The sequence below is a fragment of the Streptomyces sp. MJM8645 genome, from assembly GCF_001625365.1.
Classification (GTDB): Bacteria; Actinomycetota; Actinomycetes; order Streptomycetales; family Streptomycetaceae; genus Kitasatospora.
On the sequence record NZ_LJJF01000001.1, the window covers coordinates 3,422,731 to 3,441,892 of the forward strand.

Below are 19,162 nucleotides of genomic sequence, written 5' to 3' on the forward strand. Positions count from 1 at the left end.
GCTCAGCCCTCGAAGTCCCGCGCCGCGGACAGCTCGTACGCCCGGTCCGGATCGGTGAGCACGGCCAGCACCTCGAACCGCCGGTGCCACTGCCCGACCGACCAGGCGAGCCCGGCCGCCAGGCCCTCCGGGGTGGCCGCGTGCAGCAGCCCGGGCACCGGCGGGAGCTCGAACTCGTCGTCCTCGTCGGCGGCCTCGGCCGCGTCCGGGTCGTAGGGCGCCTCCGGGGCGTCCGCCTCGACGTCCCAACGCCAGTCCACGGCGGCGTCGTCGCCGTCCGGGCCGACCACCAGCAGCTCCTCGTGCTCCTCGTAGGCGACCGGGCAGCCGGGCAGCAGCTCCCGCACCACGGCGGGGACCCGGTGCAGCACGCCCTCGGAGAGCACCCGCCCGCCCGCCACCTCGCTGGCGAGCGAGACGTGCAGCCGCTCGGCGAGGTCGGCGGCGAGCGCCGGGGCGACCGGCACCAGCGGGTACGGGTGCAGGAGCTGGACGAGGTCGGGCGCGTCGGCGACGACCGCCCTGGAGGAGTCGACGACCACCGTGTGGGCCGGCCGGCGGCCGGTGTCCGGGTCGAGCGGCGGCAGCGCCCGCACCACGTCGACCGGTTCGATCCGCTCGATCTCGACCCGGGCCAACGCGCTGTGCAGGCCGTGCAGTTGGCGGTGGCCGAGGTCGGAGGCCGGATCGGTGAGCCGGTCCAGCACCTCGTCCGGGCCGTGCGGTTCGGCGAGCAGCGCGGCCAGCGTGGTGCGCACCCCGAGCGCGTGCAGGAACTGCTCGTCCAGGGTCGTCCGGGCCTCGTCGTAGAGGCCGCGCAGCAGCGGGTCGGCACCGGCGGCGCGCAGTCCGGCGGGCTCGCGGCCGTCCAGCACCGGGTGGTCGCGCAGCCACCAGGCGGTGTACGGCGGCAGGTCGGTGTAGGAGCCGTCCGGCAGCAGGGTGCGGACGGGGTTGACGACGGCGTCCCGGTACGGCGGGCGGGAGAGCGCGGCGAGCGCCTCCGGCCAGGCGTCGTCGTCGACCAGGTCGAGGTCGCGGACGGCCAGCAGTTCGGCGGCCACCGGCGGGACGCCCGCGACGTCGTCGGCCTGTAGGGCTTCGAGGGCGTCCTCGGCCCAGTCGGCGAGGCCGTCGGGCGCCTCGTCGAGCAGCCCGGTGGGGTGGCCGCCAGCCGCGCGGTCGGCGGGCGCGGTGGGGTCGAGCCGCTCCAGGTCGTCCGGGTCGAGCACCACGTCCTCGGCGCGGACGAGGACGAAGTCGGCGAGCACGCCGACGGCGGTGAGCACCTCCGGGCCCCAGCGCTCCAGCAGCTCGTCGTCCACCCAGCCGGCGTCCTCCTCGCGGGCGAGAGCCGCGAACGGGCTGCCGGGCAGGACGAGTTCACCGGCGCGGGCGGGCTCGCCCTCGTCGTCGAGCAGGGCCAGCCGGGCCAGCCAGCGGTGCTCGCCGGCGGCCGGGCCGGCGACCTTGACCAACGCCAGGACGGCGTCCGCCAGTTCGAGCGCGGCCTCGACGTCGTCCTCGGCCACCTGGTAGGAGCGGGCGACGGCGGCCCGCACCTCGGGGGTGTCGAGCACCCCGGCCGGGGTGGCGGTGCCGGCGCCGAGCTTGGCGAGCAGCGGGTGGGCCGCCTCGGGGTGGGCGAGCCGCAGGTCGAGGGCGGCGAGCGCGTCGGCCAGCGACTCGGGGTAGCCGGGGAAGGCCGCCCAGTCGGCGTCCTCGGAGGGCAGCAGGACGCGCCGGGGCCCGGTGATGGTCCGGCCGTCGGCGAGCGGGACGGGCAGCGCGCCGAGCGCCTCCGGGTCTGCGGCGCCGAGCGCCGCGTACAGGTTGCGCCACCAGGCGGGCTCGCGGTCCAGGCCGCCGAGCTGGTCGACCACGTCGGCCAGCGGCACCCGGCGCACGTTCAGCACCCGCAGCTCGGTACGGCGCTCCAGCCCGGCCGGCAGCAGCCCGGGGAAGATCGGCGCCAGCGCCTCGACCACCGAGCCGTCCGCCCCCTCCAGCAGGGTGGCGTCCCGGGGGCGCAGCGCGGGCGTGCCCGCCTCGACCGGCGCCGGGTGCGGCAGGAACGGCGTGCCGGGCAGCCGGGAGAGGACGGCCGCGCGGAGCGCGTTGTCGAGCGCACCCTGGCCGAGCGGCCCGGGGACGAGGCCGAGCGAGCCGAGGTCGGCGCCGCGGGCGCGCAGCAGGTCGGCGTAGCTGTCGGCGGCGCGCTCGGTCAGGAAGTCGGCGAGCGCGCCGGGGGCGACGTGCCGGCGGGTGGAGTCCAGCGGGTAGGAGGCGATGAGCAGCGCGGGCAGGCCGATCGGCTCGTCGCTGGGGGTGGGCGCGTGCAGCACCGGCGCGATGCCGGGCGCCTGCGGGGTGCCGTCGGCGGCGACCGGGACGGCCCAGGTGACCGTCCAGTACGGGCGGGCGCGCTCCTCGGTGGGGCGGTCGGCGAGCAGTTCGGCGGCCAGGGTGCCGGTGGCGCCGGCGGTCTGCCAGCGGGTCCGCCGCGGCCGGCCGTCCGCGTCGTCGGTGACGGTGACCTCGGTGACGCCGTCCGGGCGGGGCTCGGCGGCGGCGCGGGTGAGCGTCCGGGTGCCCTCCGGGGTCTCCACCACGACCTCGGCGAGGCCGGGCAGGGTGAGCAGCAGCGCGTCGTCGATGCCGGCGAGCAGACGGCGGGTCAGGTCCTCGGCGGCGGCGTCCCGCAGCGGCAGCACGACCACCGTGTCGTAACCCTCGGGGGCCGGGCCCTCGGCGGCGAACGGCAGCCGCAGCAGCGGCACGTGGCCGTCCCGGCGGCGCAGTTCCTCGGCCAGCGCGGGCTGCGCCTGGGCCAGCGAACGGGCCTCGCCCAGCGACCAGCGCACCCCGCCGGCGGCGCCGAGCACGGCGGGCTCGTCGGTGACGGCGAGCACGGCGGCGAAGCCGACGCCGAACCGGCCGACGGCGGGCGTCTCACCGCGCTTGGAGGAGGCGCGCAGGGTGGACAGCGACTCGACGGCGGCCGCGTCCAGCGGGGCCCCGGTGTTGGCGGCGGCGAGCACGCCGTCGGCGAGGGTGAGCCGCAGCCGGCCGGGACCGTGCCCGGCCCGGACCGCGGCGTCGGCCGCGTTCTGCGCCAACTCGACGACCAGGCGGTCGCGGTAGCCGCCGAGCGCGAGTTCCTCCTCGGCGTTGGCGTCCTCCCGGAACCGGGCCGGCGAGGCGGCCCAGGCGTCCAGCACCCGCCGGCGCAGCGCGGCGCTCCCGAAGGGGTCCGCGAGGTGCTCGTCCGTGCTGCTGCCGATGATCCGAGGTTCCACTGGACCTGCCGCCTTCCGCCGCCCTGTACTTCGTACGGGGGGCATTCTCCCCCGCCCCGGCCGCTGCTCCGGACCGCGCCCCCGCCGCCGGGCGCCCGCAGGGCCCCCACCCGCACGAACGCCACGGCCCGCCCCACCGGTTCGGTGGAGCGGGCCGCAAGCGAGAACAGGTCCGGTCAGGAGTGCCCGAGCTCCTCCGCCGGGGCGTCCGGCTCGACCGAGCCGGAGGTGCGGTCCGGGTGCAGCTGCATCGGCTCGACCACCAGCTCGTCCAGGATCAGCTCGGACGGCGCCGGCGGGGCCGGGATGACGGCCGCCTCGGAGTGCCCGCCGCAGCCGTACGCGAAGGAGACGATCTGCCCGTCCGCCGGCCCGAACTCGTTGCCGCACACGCCGAAGGCCTGTCCGAGCGAGCCGCCGATCGGGATCAGGAAGCCGCAGCTGCCGCACGCGGCGGGCGCGGCCTGCGCCATCGGCGTCTGCGAGCCGTGCGCCTTCTCCCAGCGGTCGGCGGCCAGGTGCAGGCCGAGCCGGGAGAGCACCCGGCTACGGCCCATGCCGAGCTCCTCGGCGACGGCGTTGATCCGGGCCCGGGCCGGGGCGGGCTGGATGCCCGGGTCGGTGACGACCACGTCCTCCTCGGCCGCGAGGGCGACCGCGGAGTTCGGGGCGGGCTCGTCCTCGCCGCTCCAGCCGGGTTCCAGGCGCGCGTCGTCGGCGTCGGTGGGCAGCAGGTCGCCCGGGCCCATGTCACCGGGGCGCAGCCGCTCGCTCCACGGCACCCACTGGGGGGCGAGGACGGCGTCGGCGCCGGGCAGCAGGACGACCTCGTCGAGGGTGACGTTCTTCGCGCGCGGGGCACGGGCGACGGTGACCGCCCAGTGCCAGCCACGGTAGGCGGCGTCCAGGCACTCGAAGGTGTGGGTGACGACGCGGTCGGCGTCCGCCTGGGCGCCGAGATGTGGTCCGACGGTCTCCGGGCCGACGGCCTCCTCGGCCGCCTTCCGGGCGAGTTCGACGGCCTCGGCACAGAGCCGATCGGGGGTACGGCTTCGCATCGCAGCACTCACGGCGTCGATTCTCTCCCAGTTCTTCTGTCGCCCACGGCGTGTTGCCTGTTCCGTCGCGGCTCGATAGTCCCTTGTCCATTCTGCGCGACCAGAGGCCGCCGCGGATACCGGCCGCGCCGCTCGTCCGGGCCTGCCGGCGCCCCGGCGCTCGGCACGCGGCCCCTGGGCAGGCTACCCGCCGGTCGGCGCCCCAGCACAGTCCGGGGCGGTGGCGGCCGTTCCGGGGCCGCGCCGAGGGGGGTGGATTCCCGCGTCACTGCGGCGATTCTGGGGCAGGATGGGCATGTGGCGGACGAGGACCCGTCGCAGCACGCACTGCACGCCTCGCAGGCCGGCAGCCCCGACCAGGCGGACGCCGTGCCGCGACAGCAGTCTCCGGCCCCCGCTGCGGGCGAACCGCAGCCGGGGGGCGATTTCGAGTCGCCCACCGCCCCCGTGAGCCTCGTCAAGACCGGCGCCGCGACCGCCACCGTGGCCGGCGCCGACCCGGCCGTCCACGCCCGGCAGCTCGCCGCCCTGGACGGGGACCCTGGCGAAGAGGAACCCGAGCCGAGCCGCAACCTCCTGGTCCGGACCGCCTCCGCCGCCGGCGCCCGCACCGGCCGGGTGGTGCACGGCACCGGCCGCCGGATCCGCAAGGCCACCTCCGCGGAGGGCGCGGGCGAATCCGGCCTGGCGAAGCTGATCGAACTGCACGCGCTGAACTCCTTCGGCGACATGCTGATCACCGTCGCGCTGGCCTCGACCATCTTCTTCTCCGTACCCACCGGCGAGGCCCGCGGCCGGGTGTCGCTGTACCTGTTGATCACGATGGCCCCGTTCGCCCTGCTGGCCCCGGTGATCGGCCCGCTGCTGGACCGGCTGCCGCACGGCCGCCGGGCGGCGATGGCGATGTCGATGCTGGCCCGGGCGGTGCTGGCCTGGACGATGGCCGGGGTGATCACCGGCGGCGGTCTGGCGCTGTACCCGGAGGCGCTGGGCGTGCTGGTGGCGTCCAAGGCGTACGGGGTGGTGCGCAGCGTGGTGGTGCCGCGGCTGCTGCCGAGCCGGCTGTCGCTGGTGAAGGCGAACTCCCGGGTCACCCTGGCCGGGCTGCTGGCCACCGGGGTGGCGGCCGGGGTGGGCGGTCTGCTGCACCTGATCGGGCCGGGCTGGCCGCTGCGCGGCGCGTTCCTGGTCTTCGTGATCGGCACCCTGATGGCCTTCCACCTGCCGCACGCGGTGGACTCCGCCAAGGGCGAGCAGCGCGCACTGCTGCACGCCGAGATGCACGGCGAGGCGCACGGCGAGCGGGCGCCGGAGGACGCCCGCGCCCCGAAGGCCTCGCTGCGCACCGTCGGCCCGTCGGTGATCCTGGCGCTGCGGGCGATGTCGGCGCTGCGCTGGCTGGTCGGCTTCCTGGTGATGTTCCTGGCGTTCCTGCTGCGCGAAGAGCCGATCGGGGGCCTGCGGCCGACGCTGGCGCTGGGCCTGGTGGCGCTGGCGGCGGGGACGGGCAACGCGCTGGGTTCGGTGCTGGGCTCCTGGCTGCGCACCCGGGGCCCGGAGGCGACGGTCACCGCGATGCTGCTGCTGGCGACCGGCGCGACGGCCGCGGCCGCGCTCTGGTACGGCGTGGTGACGGTGGTCCTGGTCGCCGGCGTGGCCGGGGTGGCGGCCTCGCTGGGCAAGCTGTCGCTGGACGCGCTGATCCAGCGGGACGTCCCGGAGGCGGTGCGGACCTCGGCGTTCGCGCGGTCGGAGACGCTGCTCCAGCTGTCCTGGGTGGCCGGCGGCGCGGTCGGCATCCTGCTGCCGCTGAACGGCGTGCTGGGTCTGTCGGTGGCCGCCGGGGTGGTGGGCCTGATGCTGCTGTGGACGGTCCGCACGCTGTTCCGGGTGGGCCTGCGGCGGCGCCCTCCGGCGCCCAGGGTGGCCTGAACCGGCCATGGGCAACACGCGGTGGCCGACCCCCGCGTAGCGTGATCGGCGAAGCCCGGTAGATTCTGACGCATGAGCCTCAATACCCGTGCCATCGCCGCCCTCGGCGCCGTCGTCGTGGTCGGTGCTGCCACGGTCGGCACGTCCGTCGCCATCGCGAGCGGCCAGACCGAGCACAGCTCCCACCGCGCGACCCTCACGGTCGGCAACTCCTCGATCGTCGCGGACCCGCTGTGCTTCAACGGCGGCAGCCCGATCACGGAGGACCTGCAGCAGGAGTGCCAGCAGAAGGCCACCCAGGCCCTCGCGGAGGGCACCCTCCCGACCTCCGACGTCGTGGTGAGCGACCGGGTCGGCGTCGGCGTCTCCCCGAACGTGGCCGACAAGGGCTGGTGGGCCTTCACCAACGGCGGCTCGCAGGGCCAGGGCGGGCGCTTCAGCCTGTTCTCCTACGCCAAGGGCCCGACCTTCTCCGGCTCCCAGCCGGCGAGCCAGGTGCTGAACGCCTCCGGCAAGACCCTGGTCACCGTGGTCGAGGGCGACAAGAACTCGGACAACCCGGTCGCCGTCTGGTACTTCCAGCTGAACACCCAGGACAGCTGACGCTCCCGCGATGACCGCACACGCCGTCGCGGACGAGCGCAGCGAGCAGCCGGGCCCCGACCGGGCCCGGCTGCTCGTCGTCGTCGCGGTGCCCGCCGAGGCCGAGGCCGTCCTGCGCGGCCTGCCCGGCCCGGCCACCGTGCTGCCGCTGCCCGGCGGTGCGCTGCACCGGGCCGCGGGCGCCCCGGTGGACGTCCTGGCGGGCGGGGTCGGCCCGGCCGCCGCCTCCGCCGCCGCCTCCGCCGCGCTGGGCGCGCAGCCGGCCTCGGGGGGCCGCTACGGCCTGGTCGTCTCGGCCGGGATCGCCGGCGGGTTCGCCCCGCACGCCCCGGTCGGCACCACCGTGCTGGCCGACGCGATCGTCACCGCCGACCTCGGCGCCGAGACCCCCGAGGGCTTCGCCGACGTCACCGAACTGGGCTTCGGCACCGTCCGGCACACCCCTCCCCCGGCCGCCGTCGCGCTGGCCGCCCGGGCCCTGGGCGCCGCCACCGGCCCGGTGCTGACCGTCTCCACCGTCACCGGCAGCGCCGAGCGGGCCGCCGCACTGGCCGCCCGCCACCCGGGCGCCCTGGCCGAGGCGATGGAGGGCTTCGGCGTGGCCGAGGCCGCCGCCCGGTACGGCGTGCCGGTGCTCGAACTCCGGACCGTCTCCAACCCGGTCGGCCCGCGCGACCGGGCCGCCTGGCGGATCGGCGAGGCGCTGGCCGCCCTGGAGCGGGCCTTCGCCGCACTGCCCGTCCACGAACTGATCGAGGAGGCCGGCCGTGGCTGAACGGCTGAGCATCGCGTACTCGCCCTGCCCGAACGACACCTTCGTCTTCCACGCCTGGGCGCACGGCCTGGTGCCCGGGGCGGACGCCCCCGAGGTGACCTTCGCGGACATCGACGTCACCAACGGCCTGGCCGAGCGCGGCGAACTGGACGTCCTGAAGATCAGCTACGGCGCGCTGCCCTGGGTCCTGGACGAGTACACCCTGCTGCCCTGCGGCGGCGCGCTCGGGCGCGGCTGCGGCCCGCTGGTGCTCACCCGGCCGGGCACGGACGCCCCCGCGGACCTCACCGGGAAGACGGTGGCGGTGCCGTCCGAGCGCTCCACCGCCTACCTGCTGTTCCGGCTCTGGGCCGCGAAGGCGGTGCCGGGCGGCTTCGGCGAGATCGTCGTCCTGCCGTTCCACGAGATCATGCCCGCCGTCCGGGACGGCCGGGTGGACGCCGGCCTGGTGATCCACGAGGCCCGGTTCACGTACCGGCAGTACGGCCTGCACAGCCTGGCCGACATGGGCGAGGCCTGGGAGCAGGAGACCGGCCTGCCGATCCCGCTCGGCGCGATCGTCGCCCGGCGCTCGCTCGGCGCCGAACGGCTGCGCGCGCTCACCGACGCCGTCCGCGCCTCCGTCCGGCAGGCCTGGGCGGACCCGAGCGCCAGCCGGGAGTACGTGCTGGCGCACGCCCAGGAGATGGACCCGGCCGTCGCCGACCAGCACATCGCCCTGTACGTGAACGAGTTCACCGCGGACCTCGGCGAGGAGGGCTACGCGGCCGTCCGCGCGCTGCTCACCCGGGCCGCCGCGGAGGGGCTGGTGCCCCCGCTCGACCCGGGTGCGCTGGCGTTCTGATCCCCCTCGGTCAGACGTCGAACTGGTCGGCCACCGCGCGCAGCAGGCCGGCCAGCTTCTGGCCGGTCGCCTTGGCCGGGTAGCGGCCGTGCTGGAGGCCCGGCAGCACCGCGTCCAGCGTGGTGATCAGGTCCTGGACGATCGGCGCCATGTCGTCGGCGCTCTTGCGCTGGGCGGCGGCCACCGACGGCAGTGCGTCCAGCAGTTGCACGGCCATCGCCTGGTCGCCGCGGTGGCCGGCGACCACGCCGAACTCGACCCGCTGGCCCGGCTTCAGCACGGTGACACCGGCGGGCAGCGCCTTGGTGTGGACGAAGACGTCGCCGCCGTCGTCGCGTGACAGGAAGCCGAAGCCCTTCGTCTCGTTGAACCACTTGACCTGGCCGGTGGGCATCTCGACAGTCCTCGAATGGGTGTGAGGGATCCCGGCCCTGGCCGGGGATCACTGGGTGGTGGGGAAGGCAGCCGACCTCGGCTCGGCGCCCGCGGGCGCTCATGGTCAGCACGCTGTCAGGAGCAGACTAACGGTCCGTCACTGCCTCATCCGCGTTCCGCGAAAGATCCGCGTTCCAAGGCCCGTTGGGGGCGGTACGGGCGCGGCGTTCTCGCGATCACGGGCGACCCGGTACTGGCACAGCCGGGGCGCGGCTCAGCACGGTCCATCGGCTCACACCCCCGGGTCTGAGGAAACGGGGCGCACGTGTCGCACCCCTCGGCACCCCCTGCATACCCCCGCCCAGCAGGGATCAAAACGTTCAGCTTCCGAGAAACTGCGCAACGTGACCGGACCGCTCCGGTGACGGGGCCCGGCGGCCGCTCTGCCAGACTGGACCGACCGCCCGACCAGCCCCGAGGAGCGAGCAGACGTGAGCAGCCAGAGCGCCGACCCCGGCGACGTGTACGTCAAGGCCGGGACGATCGTCTTCGGTCTGGGCGCGCTCGCCACCCTGGTCACCTTCGTCCCGCTGTTCCTGCACCTGACGCCGCTGCCGACGGCCGCGTACTGGCTGAGCATGCTGATGCCGGCGGGCTTCCTGGCCGCGCTGACCGGGCTGTTCCTGAACGCGCGGGCCCAGCGCCGCCGGGTGGAGTCCGCGGCCGCGTCCTAGAACGCGGCCCCGGGACCCGGCCCCAGGGCATGCCCCGGGGCCGCGGCTCAGCCGGCCAGGTGGGCGTCGAGCCAGGCCGGGAACCCGGTGAGGTCCGCCAGCACCACGTCCGCCCCGGCCGCGCGCAGTTCGTCCGCGCTGTACGGGCCGGTGGCCACGCACACCGCGACGGCGTCCGCGTGCCGGGCGCCCCGGATGTCGCCGAGGTGGTCGCCGACGTAGACGCTCGCGCCGTACTCGCGCAGCGCCTCGCCCTTGGTCTCCGCCCAGAGGTCGCCGACCAGCGCGTCCGCGTGCAGCCCGGCGTGCTCCAGGTGCAGGCGGGCGTTCGGCTCGTACTTGCCGGTGATCACCGCGACCCGGCCGCCGTGGTCGCGGACCGCCTCGACGGCGGCGTGCGCGCCGGGGAGGGCGACGGTCGGGGCGAAGGCGAGGTCGCGGTAGAGCTCGCGGTAGCGGGTGGCGGCGCGCTCCACCTCGTCCTCCGGGAACCAGTTGCGGATCTCGTCCAGCAGCGGCGGGCCGAGCCGGGTGACCACCAGGTCGGCGTCGATGCGGACGCCGGTCTCGGCCGCGAGCGCCAGGTAAGTGGCGTGGATCCCCGGCCGGGTGTCCAGCAGCGTCATGTCGAGGTCGAAGCCGACGGTGAGCGGGGCGGTGCGGGTCTCGGGCATGCCGCCAGGCTATCCAACGGGCGGTTCGGGGAGCCGGGGCAATTTGCCCCGGCTTCCGACGGGAACTTAGGTTTACCTGAGTTGTCTGCGGAGAGGGCCCATGACCGACACCACCGCGCCACCCGGCGCGCGACGGACAGCGCGCCGCCGAATACTGTGGCTCGCCGCCGCGCTGGCCGTCCTGGCCGCCGCGGTGCTGCTGAGCCTGGCGGTCGGCAGCCGCACCATCCCCTTCGGCGACACCCTCGACGCCCTGCTGCACGGCGGCGACACGGCCAACGCCGTCGTCGTCCGCGAGCTGCGGGTGCCGCGCACCGTCGTCGGGCTGGCCGTCGGCGCGGCGCTCGGCCTCGCCGGGGCCGTCATGCAGGGCCTCACCCGCAACCCGATCGCCGACCCCGGCATCCTCGGCGTCTCCCAGGGCGCGGCGGCCGGCGTGGTCCTCGCCATCTCCGGCTTCGGCGTCTCCACCCTCACCGGCTACGTCTGGTTCGGCTTCGCGGGCGCCGTGATCGCCACCGTGCTCGTGTACGGCCTGGCCGGGCGCGGCCGGGGCGGGGCCACGCCGATCAAGCTGGCGCTGGCCGGCTCGGCGATGTCCGCGTTCATCGCCTCGCTCAACACCATGGTGCTGACGACCGACGCGGCCACCATGGACCAATTCCGCTTCTGGCACGTCGGCTCGCTCTCCGGGCGGACCTCGGACGTGGCCTGGCAGCTGCTGCCGTTCCTCGCCGTCGGCACGGTGCTGGTGGTCGCGGTGGCCCGCGGCCTGGACGCGCTCGCGCTCGGCGAGGACACCGCCAAGGGCCTCGGCGCCAAGACCGGCCTGGTCCGGGCGATCGGCGCGCTCGGCGCGACGGTGCTGACCGGCTCGGCCGTCGCGGCCGCCGGGCCGATCGCCTTCATCGGCCTCGCCGTCCCGCACGCGGCGCGGGCCGTCGCCGGCGCGGACCACCGCTGGGTGCTCGCCTTCTCCGCCGTCCTCGGCCCGGCCCTGCTGCTGCTCGCCGACACCCTGGGGCGGGTCCTCTTCCCGCCGTCGGAGGTCCCGGCGGGCGTGATGACGGCGCTCGTCGGCGTCCCGGTCCTGGTCGCGCTGGTGCGCCGCCGGAAGGTGGTCGCGTCATGAGCGCGCAGGGCGGGCGAACCGTCGGGCGCGGCGCCGTCTCCCCGCGCGGGTACGCCGTGCTGCGGGCCGGGCGGGCGTCCGTGCTGCTGCACCGCCGGTCGGCGGTGGTGGCGCTGGGCCTGCTGGTCGCGCTGGCCGGGACGGTCGTCGCCTCGCTCTGCCTGGGCGAGTCGGCCGTGTCGCCGGTCGAGGTGGTGAAGGTGGTGCTCGGGCAGCCGAGCCCGCACGAGCTGGTGGTCGGCGAGTTCCGGCTGCCCCGGGTGGTCGTGGGCCTGCTGGTCGGCACGGCGCTGGGGCTGGCCGGGGCGCTGATCCAGACCGTCGCCCGCAATCCGCTGGCCAGCCCCGACGTGGTGGGCGTGACCTGGGGCGCGACCGCCACCGTCGTCGGGCTGATGGCGTACGGCGTGGTCGGCTCGACCGGTCAGGCCCCGTACGCGGCGGTCGCGGGCGGGCTGGTGGCCGGGCTGCTGGTGTACGCGCTGGCATGGCGGCGCGGCCTGCACGCGCAACGCTTCGTGCTGATCGGGATCGGGATCAGCGTGGCCCTGTCCTCGCTGACCTCCGTGTTCCTGACCAAGGGCGATGGCTTCCAGGCGCAGGCCGCGAAGGTCTGGATGACGGGCAGCCTGAACGGCGCCGGCTACGACCAGGCCGGCTGGCTGGCCTGGGTGCTGCTCGCCGCCGTGCCCGTCGTCCTGTGGGCGGCGCGGGCGCAGCGCTCGATCTCCTTCGACGACGCGACGGCCGTCGGTCTGGGCCTGCGGCTGGACCGGATCCGCCTCGGCATGGCGCTGCTGGGCATCGTGCTGGCCTCGTGCGCGGCGGGCGCCGCCGGGCCGGTGGACTTCGTGGCGCTGATGGCGCCGCAGATCGCGCTGCGGCTGGTCCGGTCCGCGCAGGTCCCGCTGTTCTGCTCGGCGCTGACGGGCGCGCTGGTGGTCGTGCTGGCCGATCTGATCGCCCGGCGACTGATGGCGCCGACCGAACTGCCGGTGGGCGTGGTGACCGGCATGGTCGGCGCGCCGTACTTGATGTGGCTGCTGATCCTCCCCCGAACTCCGTTCGGGGGTACCCCCATCCGTCGTGGAGGTTCCTGATGTCCGCTCACCGACTGGAGGCCCGGGGCCTCACCCTGGCCTACGAGGCGCGCACGGTCGTCGAGGGCCTGGACGTCGGCATCCCGGACGGGCGGGTGACGGTGATCGTCGGCCCGAACGCCTGCGGCAAGTCGACGCTGCTGCGGGCCCTGGGGCGCCTGCTGAAGCCGGTCCGGGGCGCGGTGCTGCTGGACGGCGAGGAGCTGGCGCGGATCCCGACGAAGCGGATCGCCCAGCGGCTGGGCCTGCTGCCGCAGTCGCCGACGGCGCCGGAGGGCATCTCGGTGGCGGACCTGGTCTCGCGGGGCCGCCAGCCGCACCAGAGCTGGTGGCAGCAGTGGTCGCCGGAGGACGAGGCGGCGGTGACGGAGGCCCTGGAGCGGACGTCCACGGCGGAGCTGGCCGAGCGCAGCATGGACGAGCTGTCCGGCGGCCAGCGGCAGCGGGCGTGGATCGCGATGGCACTGGCTCAGGGCACGGACATCCTGCTGCTGGACGAGCCGACCACCTACCTGGACATCGCGCACCAGGTGGAGGTGCTGGACCTGGTCCGCCGGCTGAACGTCGAGCGCGGCCGCACGGTGGTGGCGGTGCTGCACGACCTCAACCAGGCGGCCCGGTACGCGGACCACCTGGTGGCGATGCGGGACGGCCGGGTGGTGGCGCAGGGCGCGCCGACCGAGGTGGTGACGGCGGAGCTGGTGCGGGAGGTGTTCGGGCTGGAGTCGGTGGTGGTGCCGGACCCGGTGACGGGCACGCCGTTGGTCGTTCCGGGGGCCCCGTGGGCGGCGGCCGTGGACGCCTGACGGCAATTCCACACGAAACCGGACATAATCGGCGCGCCCCCGAAGCCTCACCGCCTGAGGACCGCCGATGCACCGGATCGCCCGCCGTTCGTTCCTCGCCGGTCTCGGCGGGGCCGCGCTCGCGGCCTGCACCACCCGGCGGCCGGCGCCGCCGACCGCCGACGGCCTGGGCGCGGCCGCCTCGCCCACCCCGGTGCCGCCGGTCACGGTGGACACGGCCACCGGGCCGGTGCTGGTGCCGGGCGAGCCGCTGCGAGTGGTCGTCCTCGACACGGACGTGCTGGACTCGGCGCTGACCCTCGGCATCACCCCGGTCGGCGCCGCGCTGCCGGCCGCCGACATCCGGTTCCCGAGCTACTGGCCGGCCTCCCGGGTCGCCGGGATCCACCGGGTCGGCCTGGCCGGCGCCCCGGACCTGGTCGCGATCCGGGCGCTGCGGCCGGACCTGATCCTCTCCAACCAGGCGCGCGACGGCGACCGCTACGACCAACTGCGGGAGATCGCGCCGACCGTACTCACCCAGACCACCGGCGCGCCGTGGAAGGCCGACTTCCAGGTGCACGCCCAGGCGCTGAGCCGGGAGGCCGCGGCGGCGGCCTTCGTCTCCTCGTACCAGCGGCACGCCAACCAGGTGGTGCAGGCCCTGTCGGCGGCGAAGACATCCGGCCGGAAGGTGAGCCTGGTGCGGTTCGTGGAGGGCGGCGGGATCCGGCTGTTCGGGAAGCAGAGCTTCCCCGGGATCGTGCTGTCGGACGCCCAGGTGGGGCGGCCGGACGCACAGAACGTCGACCAGTCCGACGTCGAGATCCCGCTGGACCAGATCGCGAAGGCGGACGGCGACCTGCTGCTGTACGCCACCTCCGGCGACCCGGCCCTGGCCGGCACCGACGCCGCGCTGGAGAGCCCGGGCTGGCAGGCGCTGGGGGCGGTCAAGGCGCACCGGGCGTTCCCGGTGGACGACCAGCTGTGGTTCCAGGGGATCGGGTACACCGGCGCCAACTTCATGCTGGCCGAGCTGCAGCGCTTCCTGGAGGCGTGACCCGCCGCGCGGCGTCGGCGTAGCGGGCCGGGGAGGTGCCGACGGCGGCCGTGAAGTCGCGGGTGAGATGGGCCTGATCCGCGTACCCGAGTTCGGCCGCGAGCGCCGCCAGGTCCAACGCGCCGCCCGCGTCGGCACGTTCGGCGGCCTCGTGGAGGCGGGCGCGGCGCAGCACCCACTTCGGGGAGGCGCCGACGTACTCGGCGAACAGCCGCTGGAGCCGGCGGACGGTGAGGCCCAGCTCCCGCGCCAGGTCGTCGACCCGGCACAGGTCGGGGGTGCCGGTGATCCGCTCCACCATGGCGGCGACCTCCTGCGCGACCGGGTCGGGCGCGGGCAGCCGGGGCAGCAGGAAGGCGTCCGCGAGGGCGGCCTGGTCCCGCGGCCGTTCACCGAGCACGTCCTCGTTGAGCCGGTCCGCCTCCGGGCCGAAGTAGGCGGCCGCGGGCACCGACCGGTCCGCGAGCCCGGCCACCGGGTGCCCGGCGAACGAACGGAACGCGCCCGGCCGGAACTTCACTCCCAGCACGTGCCCGGCGCCCTCCAGGCGGCGGACGAAGAGCGACCGGTCGACCCCGTAGACGCGGGCCCTCGGGGCCTCGAAGACCAGGTGCACGTTCGGGTGGGCGAGCACCTTCTGCTCGTACGGGGGCCGGCCGCGCCGGTCCCAGCGGACCAGCCAGTAGAACTCGACGAAGCGCGCCACGGCGGGGGCGGGCGCGCGCCGCTCCACCCTGATCGCCTCCGCCGCACGGGCGGGGTGGAGCACGCCGCGTCCGAGGTCGGGAGAGTCCATACCCACCAGGCTAGGCCTTGTCCGGTATGGACTCTCCGGGCCCGCGACGCCCGGGTTCCGGCGCCGGTCGGGGTGGCTGCACCCTGCCATAAGCTGGCACGGTGAGTAGCGAACCGGCCCCGCCCGAGGACACCGCCGTCGAGCTGATGCGCGCGATGACGCGGCTGCGGGCACGGCTGCGCACCGAGGCCCCGATCGACGACCTGCCGTGGAACTGGTCGCACCTGACCACCCTGCACCGCGTCGTGCAGCAGGGCCCGACGACCGTGACCGAACTCGCCCAGGCCGAGCACGTGCGCCGCCAGTCCATGGCGGAGACCGTGGCCGCGCTGCGGGCCGGCGGCCTGGTCAGCGCCGCCAAGGACCCGAACGACGGGCGCAAGTCCCTCTTCAGCGCGACCCCGGCCGGAGCCGACCTGTGCGAGCGGATCCCGGCGGCGCGGGAGGCGTGGCTGGCCGAGGTGATCGGCTCCACCCTCCGGGCCGGCGAGCGCAAGACGCTCGACCGGGCCGCCGAGATCATGAACCGCCTGGCGGACAGCTAGCCCCTGTCCGGTTCGCCTGCGGTGGCTAGGTCCTGTCCGGTCGGACAGGGCCTAGGGCGTGTTTCATAATTCGCGGCGGATCAGCGCGCGGCGTTGGGCGCCCGGCTGGGCGTGCCGGCGAAGCGTCCTCGTACTGGGCCGTACTTGGACGTTTCGCCGGTGCGTCCAGGCGGGATGCCCGGCGTCGCGCGCCCGGCGGGAATTATGAAACACGCCCTAGGACTCGGCGAGTCGGCGGTCGCAGACGGTCAGGACGAGGAGGAGTGCGGAGATCGCGACCAGCACCCAGGCGATGAAGTGCAGGCCGCCGTCGTCCACCCGGTCGTGGAAGGCGGTGCCGGTGATCGCCGCCGAGGCGATGGAGCCGAGGTAGCCGAAGGTGCGCAGCAGCCCGGAGGCGGTGCCGACCGTGGCGGCGGGGGCCTCCTGGTAGAGGACGGTCTGGTTGGCGACCGTCCCGGCGCCGGAGGTCAGTCCGAACACCGCGCTGACGGCGACGACCGCCGCCATCGGGGTGCCGCCGCCCACGAACAGCACGGCCACGGCGCCGAACAGCAGCAGCACCGAGCAGACGATCAACGGCAGCCGCACGCCCGTCCGTTGGGCCACCACCCGGGCGGCCACGGCGCTCAGGACGCCCATCGGCATCAGCGCCAGGCCGGCCTGGTAGGCGGACAGCCCGCGGGCCGCCTCCAGCCACTGGGTGAGCCCGTAGAGGATCACGTACGTCCCCATCAGCGTCAGGCCGTTGCGCACGTAGGTACGGGTCAGGGCCCCGTTGGAGGCGAGCAGCCGGACGTCGAGGAACGGGTGGGCGGCGCGCAGTTCCCAGCCGACCAGCACGGCGGCGAGGACGAGGGCGGCGGCGAGCGCGGGCCAGTCCGGGCGCGGCAGGGCGGCGAGGAAGACCATCAGGGCGGTCAGCGAACCGCCGAAGCCCAGCATGCCGGGCAGGTCGAGGCGGGAGGCGAGGGCGCGGGGTGAACCGGGGCGCACCGGGTCGGGGTCCGGTGCGATCCCGACCACCGCCAGGACCAGGGCGACGGCGGCGACCGGAATGTTGATCCAGAAGGCGGTCTGCCAGCCGAACCAGCCCACCAGCAGCCCACCGAGCGCGGGGCCGACGGCGACGGTGGCGGCGCCGGTGATCGCCAGACCGCCGAGCACCCCGCGCGGCGGGGCCTGGTAGCCGGCCTGTTCGGCGCGGCGGCGGATCAGCAGCATCGCGGCCGGGTAGCCGGCCGAGGTGCCCGCGCCGATCAGCACCCGGGCCGTGATCAGGGCGGCCATCGAGTGGGCCAGCGTGCCGACGATTCCGGCCGCGAAGACGAGCACGATCCCGGCGATGAAGATCCGCCGGGGCCCGAACTCCTCGGCGAGCCGCCCGGCGGCGGGCTGGGCCAGCGCGCTGGTGAGGTACAGGCAGGAGATCAGGACCGCGGTGTCCCCGACGGGGAGGTGCAGGGCGGCCGCGATGGCCACCAGTGCGGTCGCGATGATCGAGCTGTTGACCGGGTTGAGCGAGGCCCCCAGGTACAGCGGGACCACGAGGCGCGGGCCGAAGGGGTTTCCGGCGGGCGCCGGGGTCGTCTGCCGCGGGGTGCGGGTGTCGCCGGGGAGAGGCATGCCGGGTTCCTTCCGCTTCCTCCGGGACCTCTGCGACGGGGCGGGGCCTGCTGGGGAGATCCCGGCGGAGATAGGCAGGCTACCTGCTGAACATTAGCAGTCTGCCTGCCTATTTTGAACCGTTCGCCGCAGCCGGGGCGGGCCGCCGCGAGCCCCGGCCCGACGCTCCTGGTCAGGGCGCCGACCGTCGCGTTTCTTCAAGACCCGGCAGCCCCGACCGGCGCAGGATCGGGGCATGAACGATCACCCCACCCCGGACACCCACCCCCTGCACCCCCTGCTGGCCCGCGCCGCCGCGGCCGCCGCACGCGTCGCCGACGGCGTCCCGGCTGGCCACCCGCTGGACGGCCCGACGCCCTGCGCGGACTTCGACGCCCGCGCGCTCGTCAACCACTGGGTGCTCTACACCTCGCACGGCCTGGAGCACCGGGCCCGCCGCACCGAACTGCCCAAGGCACTGGTCGACCACGACTTCACCGCCGACCCCGGCTGGCCCGCCGCCTACGCGGCCCAGCTGGACCGCGCCGTCGAGGCCTGGGCCGACCCGGCCGCCTGGGCGGGGGACGTCGACCTCGGCGGCTCCCCGGCACCGGCGGAGGGCGTCGCCCGGATGCTGATCGCGGAGCTCGTCCTGCACGGCTGGGACGTCGCCCGGGCGACCGGCGGTCCGATCGGGATCGACGAGGAGCTCGCGCAGCTGGTGCTGGAGGTCGTCGAGGAGAACGCCGAGCTGTACCGCCAGTACGGCGGGTTCGCCGCCCCGGTGGCGGTGCCGGACGGCGCCCCGGCGCTGGACCGCGCGCTGGCCGCCTCCGGACGCGATCCGCGCTGGAACGCCTGAGCGGCTGAGCGGCTGAGCGGCTGAGCGGCTGAGCGGCTGAGCGCTCAGCTGGTCAAGCCCTCAGCCCGTCGCCCGCAGGGACGCGCGGAGCCGGGCGTGCAGCAGGCGCACGGCCGGCGAGTGCTGGCCGGGTCGGGCGACCAGGCCGAGGCGGGCCCGGACCGGCGCATCGGCGACGGGGACGGTCCGGAGGCCCTCGCCGGCGGCGGAGGAGGGGCTGAGGACGGCGACGCCGGCCCCGCGCTGGGCGAGCCGGAACAGCGTGGCCGGGGAGCTGGCGTCGATGTCCACCCGCGGTTCGAGGCCGAGTTGCAGGCAGGAGTGCTCGTAGGCGGCGCGGATGCCGGTGCCCGGGGAGAGGCAGAGGATCTTCTCGGACGCGAGGTCGGCGAGCCGGAGGGAGGGGCGGTCCAGGCGGTGGCCGGCGGGGACGATGGCGGCGATCGGCTCGTCGACGACGACGGTGACGTCCAGGCCGGGGTCGGCCTCCTTGGCGAAACCGATCAGCGCCAGGTCGAGGGCGCCGGAGAGGACCTGCGCCTGGAGCAGCTCGGAGTGGCCCTCGTGCAGGCTCAGTTCGATGCCGGGGTGGGTGCGGCCGAGGTCGGCGACGACGTCGAGGAACGGCGGGATCGCACACCCCATGATCATCCCGAGCCGGACACGGCCGCGGACGGCGTCGGCGAACTCGGCGGCGGTGTGCTGGATGGCTTCGAGCGTTGCGAGGGCGTCCTTGGCCAGCGGCAGGACGGCCTCGCCGGCGGGGGTGAGGCGGACCCGGCGGCCGGAACGGTCGAGGAGCAGCTGGCCCAACTCGCGTTCCAGCTTGCCGACCTGGGTGCTGATGCCGGACTGGCTCACGTGCAGGCGGGTCGCGGCGGCGGTGAAGGAGCCCTCGTCGACGACGGCCGCGAAGTAGCGCAGCTGGTGCATCTCCATAACCAGTGATGATAGCTGGGATCTGATCCATCTGTTGGACGGAT

At 75.6% G+C, this 19,162-nt stretch carries 18 protein-coding genes; 11 read left to right on the top strand and 7 right to left on the bottom strand.

Translation table 11 applies throughout. From position 1 onward, the window contains the following. Nucleotides 1-2 precede the first annotated feature (2 nt). Both A6F73_RS14560 and A6F73_RS14565 read right to left on the bottom strand, forming a co-directional pair. Nucleotides 3-3,299: a molecular chaperone Hsp90 gene (locus A6F73_RS14560; protein ID WP_079135690.1), complete on the bottom strand. Its 3,297-nt coding sequence runs from the start codon at nt 3,297-3,299 to the stop codon at nt 3-5. A gap of 176 nt (nt 3,300-3,475) precedes the next feature. Next, complete coding sequence (locus A6F73_RS14565) at nt 3,476-4,357, bottom strand: DUF3027 domain-containing protein (RefSeq protein WP_063348204.1); 882 nt, start codon at nt 4,355-4,357, stop codon at nt 3,476-3,478. A 618-nt stretch (nt 4,358-4,975) separates the two neighbouring features. On the opposite strand from A6F73_RS14565, the gene A6F73_RS14570 reads away from it, so the two are divergent. From A6F73_RS14570 to A6F73_RS14585, 4 genes are all read left to right on the top strand, one after another. Then, entirely contained in the window at nt 4,976-6,289 is a 1,314-nt protein-coding gene (locus tag A6F73_RS14570; RefSeq protein WP_107453039.1) for an MFS transporter, read from the top strand. Between the two features lie 72 nt (nt 6,290-6,361). Next, nucleotides 6,362-6,892: a hypothetical protein gene (locus A6F73_RS14575; protein WP_063348205.1), complete on the top strand. Its 531-nt coding sequence runs from the start codon at nt 6,362-6,364 to the stop codon at nt 6,890-6,892. A gap of 10 nt (nt 6,893-6,902) precedes the next feature. Then, the gene (locus tag A6F73_RS14580; RefSeq protein WP_063348206.1) at nt 6,903-7,667 is read left to right on the top strand and encodes a futalosine hydrolase; all 765 of its coding nucleotides are present in this window, start codon (nt 6,903-6,905) and stop codon (nt 7,665-7,667) included. Next, a complete protein-coding gene (locus tag A6F73_RS14585) occupies nt 7,660-8,511 on the top strand; it encodes a 1,4-dihydroxy-6-naphthoate synthase (RefSeq protein WP_208869081.1) in 852 nt (283 codons plus the stop codon). Before A6F73_RS14580 ends, A6F73_RS14585 begins: the two co-directional genes overlap by 8 nt. Before the next feature lie 10 nt (nt 8,512-8,521). Here the strand turns inward: A6F73_RS14585 and A6F73_RS44010 are convergent, their stop codons facing one another. Next, the gene (locus A6F73_RS44010; protein WP_063348207.1) at nt 8,522-8,905 is read right to left on the bottom strand and encodes a cold-shock protein; all 384 of its coding nucleotides are present in this window, start codon (nt 8,903-8,905) and stop codon (nt 8,522-8,524) included. Nucleotides 8,906-9,377: 472 nt separating this feature from the next. Between A6F73_RS44010 and A6F73_RS14595 the strand changes: the two genes are divergently transcribed. Next, on the top strand, nt 9,378-9,620 hold the full coding sequence (locus A6F73_RS14595) for a hypothetical protein (protein WP_063348208.1): 243 nt from the start codon (nt 9,378-9,380) through the stop codon (nt 9,618-9,620). Nucleotides 9,621-9,667: 47 nt separating this feature from the next. On the opposite strand, the gene A6F73_RS14600 is transcribed toward A6F73_RS14595, so the two are convergent. Next, nucleotides 9,668-10,294, bottom strand: a complete 627-nt coding sequence (locus A6F73_RS14600) for an HAD family hydrolase (protein ID WP_063348209.1) — start codon at nt 10,292-10,294, stop codon at nt 9,668-9,670. 100 nt (nt 10,295-10,394) lie between these two features. Here A6F73_RS14600 and A6F73_RS14605 point away from each other — a divergent pair, with 100 nt between their 5' ends. The 4 genes from A6F73_RS14605 to A6F73_RS14620 all read left to right on the top strand — a co-directional run bounded on the left by A6F73_RS14605 (nt 10,395) and on the right by A6F73_RS14620 (nt 14,371). Then, nucleotides 10,395-11,426: an iron ABC transporter permease gene (locus A6F73_RS14605; RefSeq protein ID WP_063348210.1), complete on the top strand. Its 1,032-nt coding sequence runs from the start codon at nt 10,395-10,397 to the stop codon at nt 11,424-11,426. Further along, on the top strand, nt 11,423-12,526 hold the full coding sequence (locus A6F73_RS14610; RefSeq protein WP_063348211.1) for an iron ABC transporter permease: 1,104 nt from the start codon (nt 11,423-11,425) through the stop codon (nt 12,524-12,526). Before A6F73_RS14605 ends, A6F73_RS14610 begins: the two co-directional genes overlap by 4 nt. Then, nucleotides 12,526-13,332 (top strand): ABC transporter ATP-binding protein, encoded by an 807-nt coding sequence (locus tag A6F73_RS14615; protein WP_063348212.1) that lies wholly within the window; start codon nt 12,526-12,528, stop codon nt 13,330-13,332. The genes A6F73_RS14610 and A6F73_RS14615 overlap by 1 nt, the downstream gene beginning before the upstream one ends. 67 nt (nt 13,333-13,399) lie before the next feature. Then, nucleotides 13,400-14,371 (top strand): iron-siderophore ABC transporter substrate-binding protein, encoded by a 972-nt coding sequence (locus A6F73_RS14620; RefSeq protein WP_063348213.1) that lies wholly within the window; start codon nt 13,400-13,402, stop codon nt 14,369-14,371. Here the strand turns inward: A6F73_RS14620 and A6F73_RS14625 are convergent. Further along, nucleotides 14,334-15,167, bottom strand: coding sequence for a helix-turn-helix domain-containing protein (locus A6F73_RS14625; RefSeq protein ID WP_063348214.1), 834 nt, complete (start codon nt 15,165-15,167; stop codon nt 14,334-14,336). The genes A6F73_RS14620 and A6F73_RS14625 overlap by 38 nt on opposite strands. A 101-nt stretch (nt 15,168-15,268) precedes the next feature. Between A6F73_RS14625 and A6F73_RS14630 the strand changes: the two genes are divergently transcribed. Beyond that, nucleotides 15,269-15,712, top strand: coding sequence for a MarR family transcriptional regulator (locus A6F73_RS14630; protein ID WP_079135691.1), 444 nt, complete (start codon nt 15,269-15,271; stop codon nt 15,710-15,712). Nucleotides 15,713-15,928: 216 nt separating this feature from the next. On the opposite strand, the gene A6F73_RS14635 is transcribed toward A6F73_RS14630, so the two are convergent. Then, nucleotides 15,929-17,338, bottom strand: a complete 1,410-nt coding sequence (locus tag A6F73_RS14635) for an MFS transporter (protein WP_063348215.1) — start codon at nt 17,336-17,338, stop codon at nt 15,929-15,931. Between the two features lie 235 nt (nt 17,339-17,573). On the opposite strand from A6F73_RS14635, the gene A6F73_RS14640 reads away from it, so the two are divergent. Next, on the top strand, nt 17,574-18,179 hold the full coding sequence (locus tag A6F73_RS14640; RefSeq protein WP_063348216.1) for a TIGR03086 family metal-binding protein: 606 nt from the start codon (nt 17,574-17,576) through the stop codon (nt 18,177-18,179). Between the two features lie 60 nt (nt 18,180-18,239). Here the strand turns inward: A6F73_RS14640 and A6F73_RS14645 are convergent, their stop codons facing one another. Beyond that, complete coding sequence (locus A6F73_RS14645) at nt 18,240-19,118, bottom strand: LysR family transcriptional regulator (RefSeq protein WP_063348217.1); 879 nt, start codon at nt 19,116-19,118, stop codon at nt 18,240-18,242. Between the last annotated feature and the right edge of the window lie 44 nt (nt 19,119-19,162).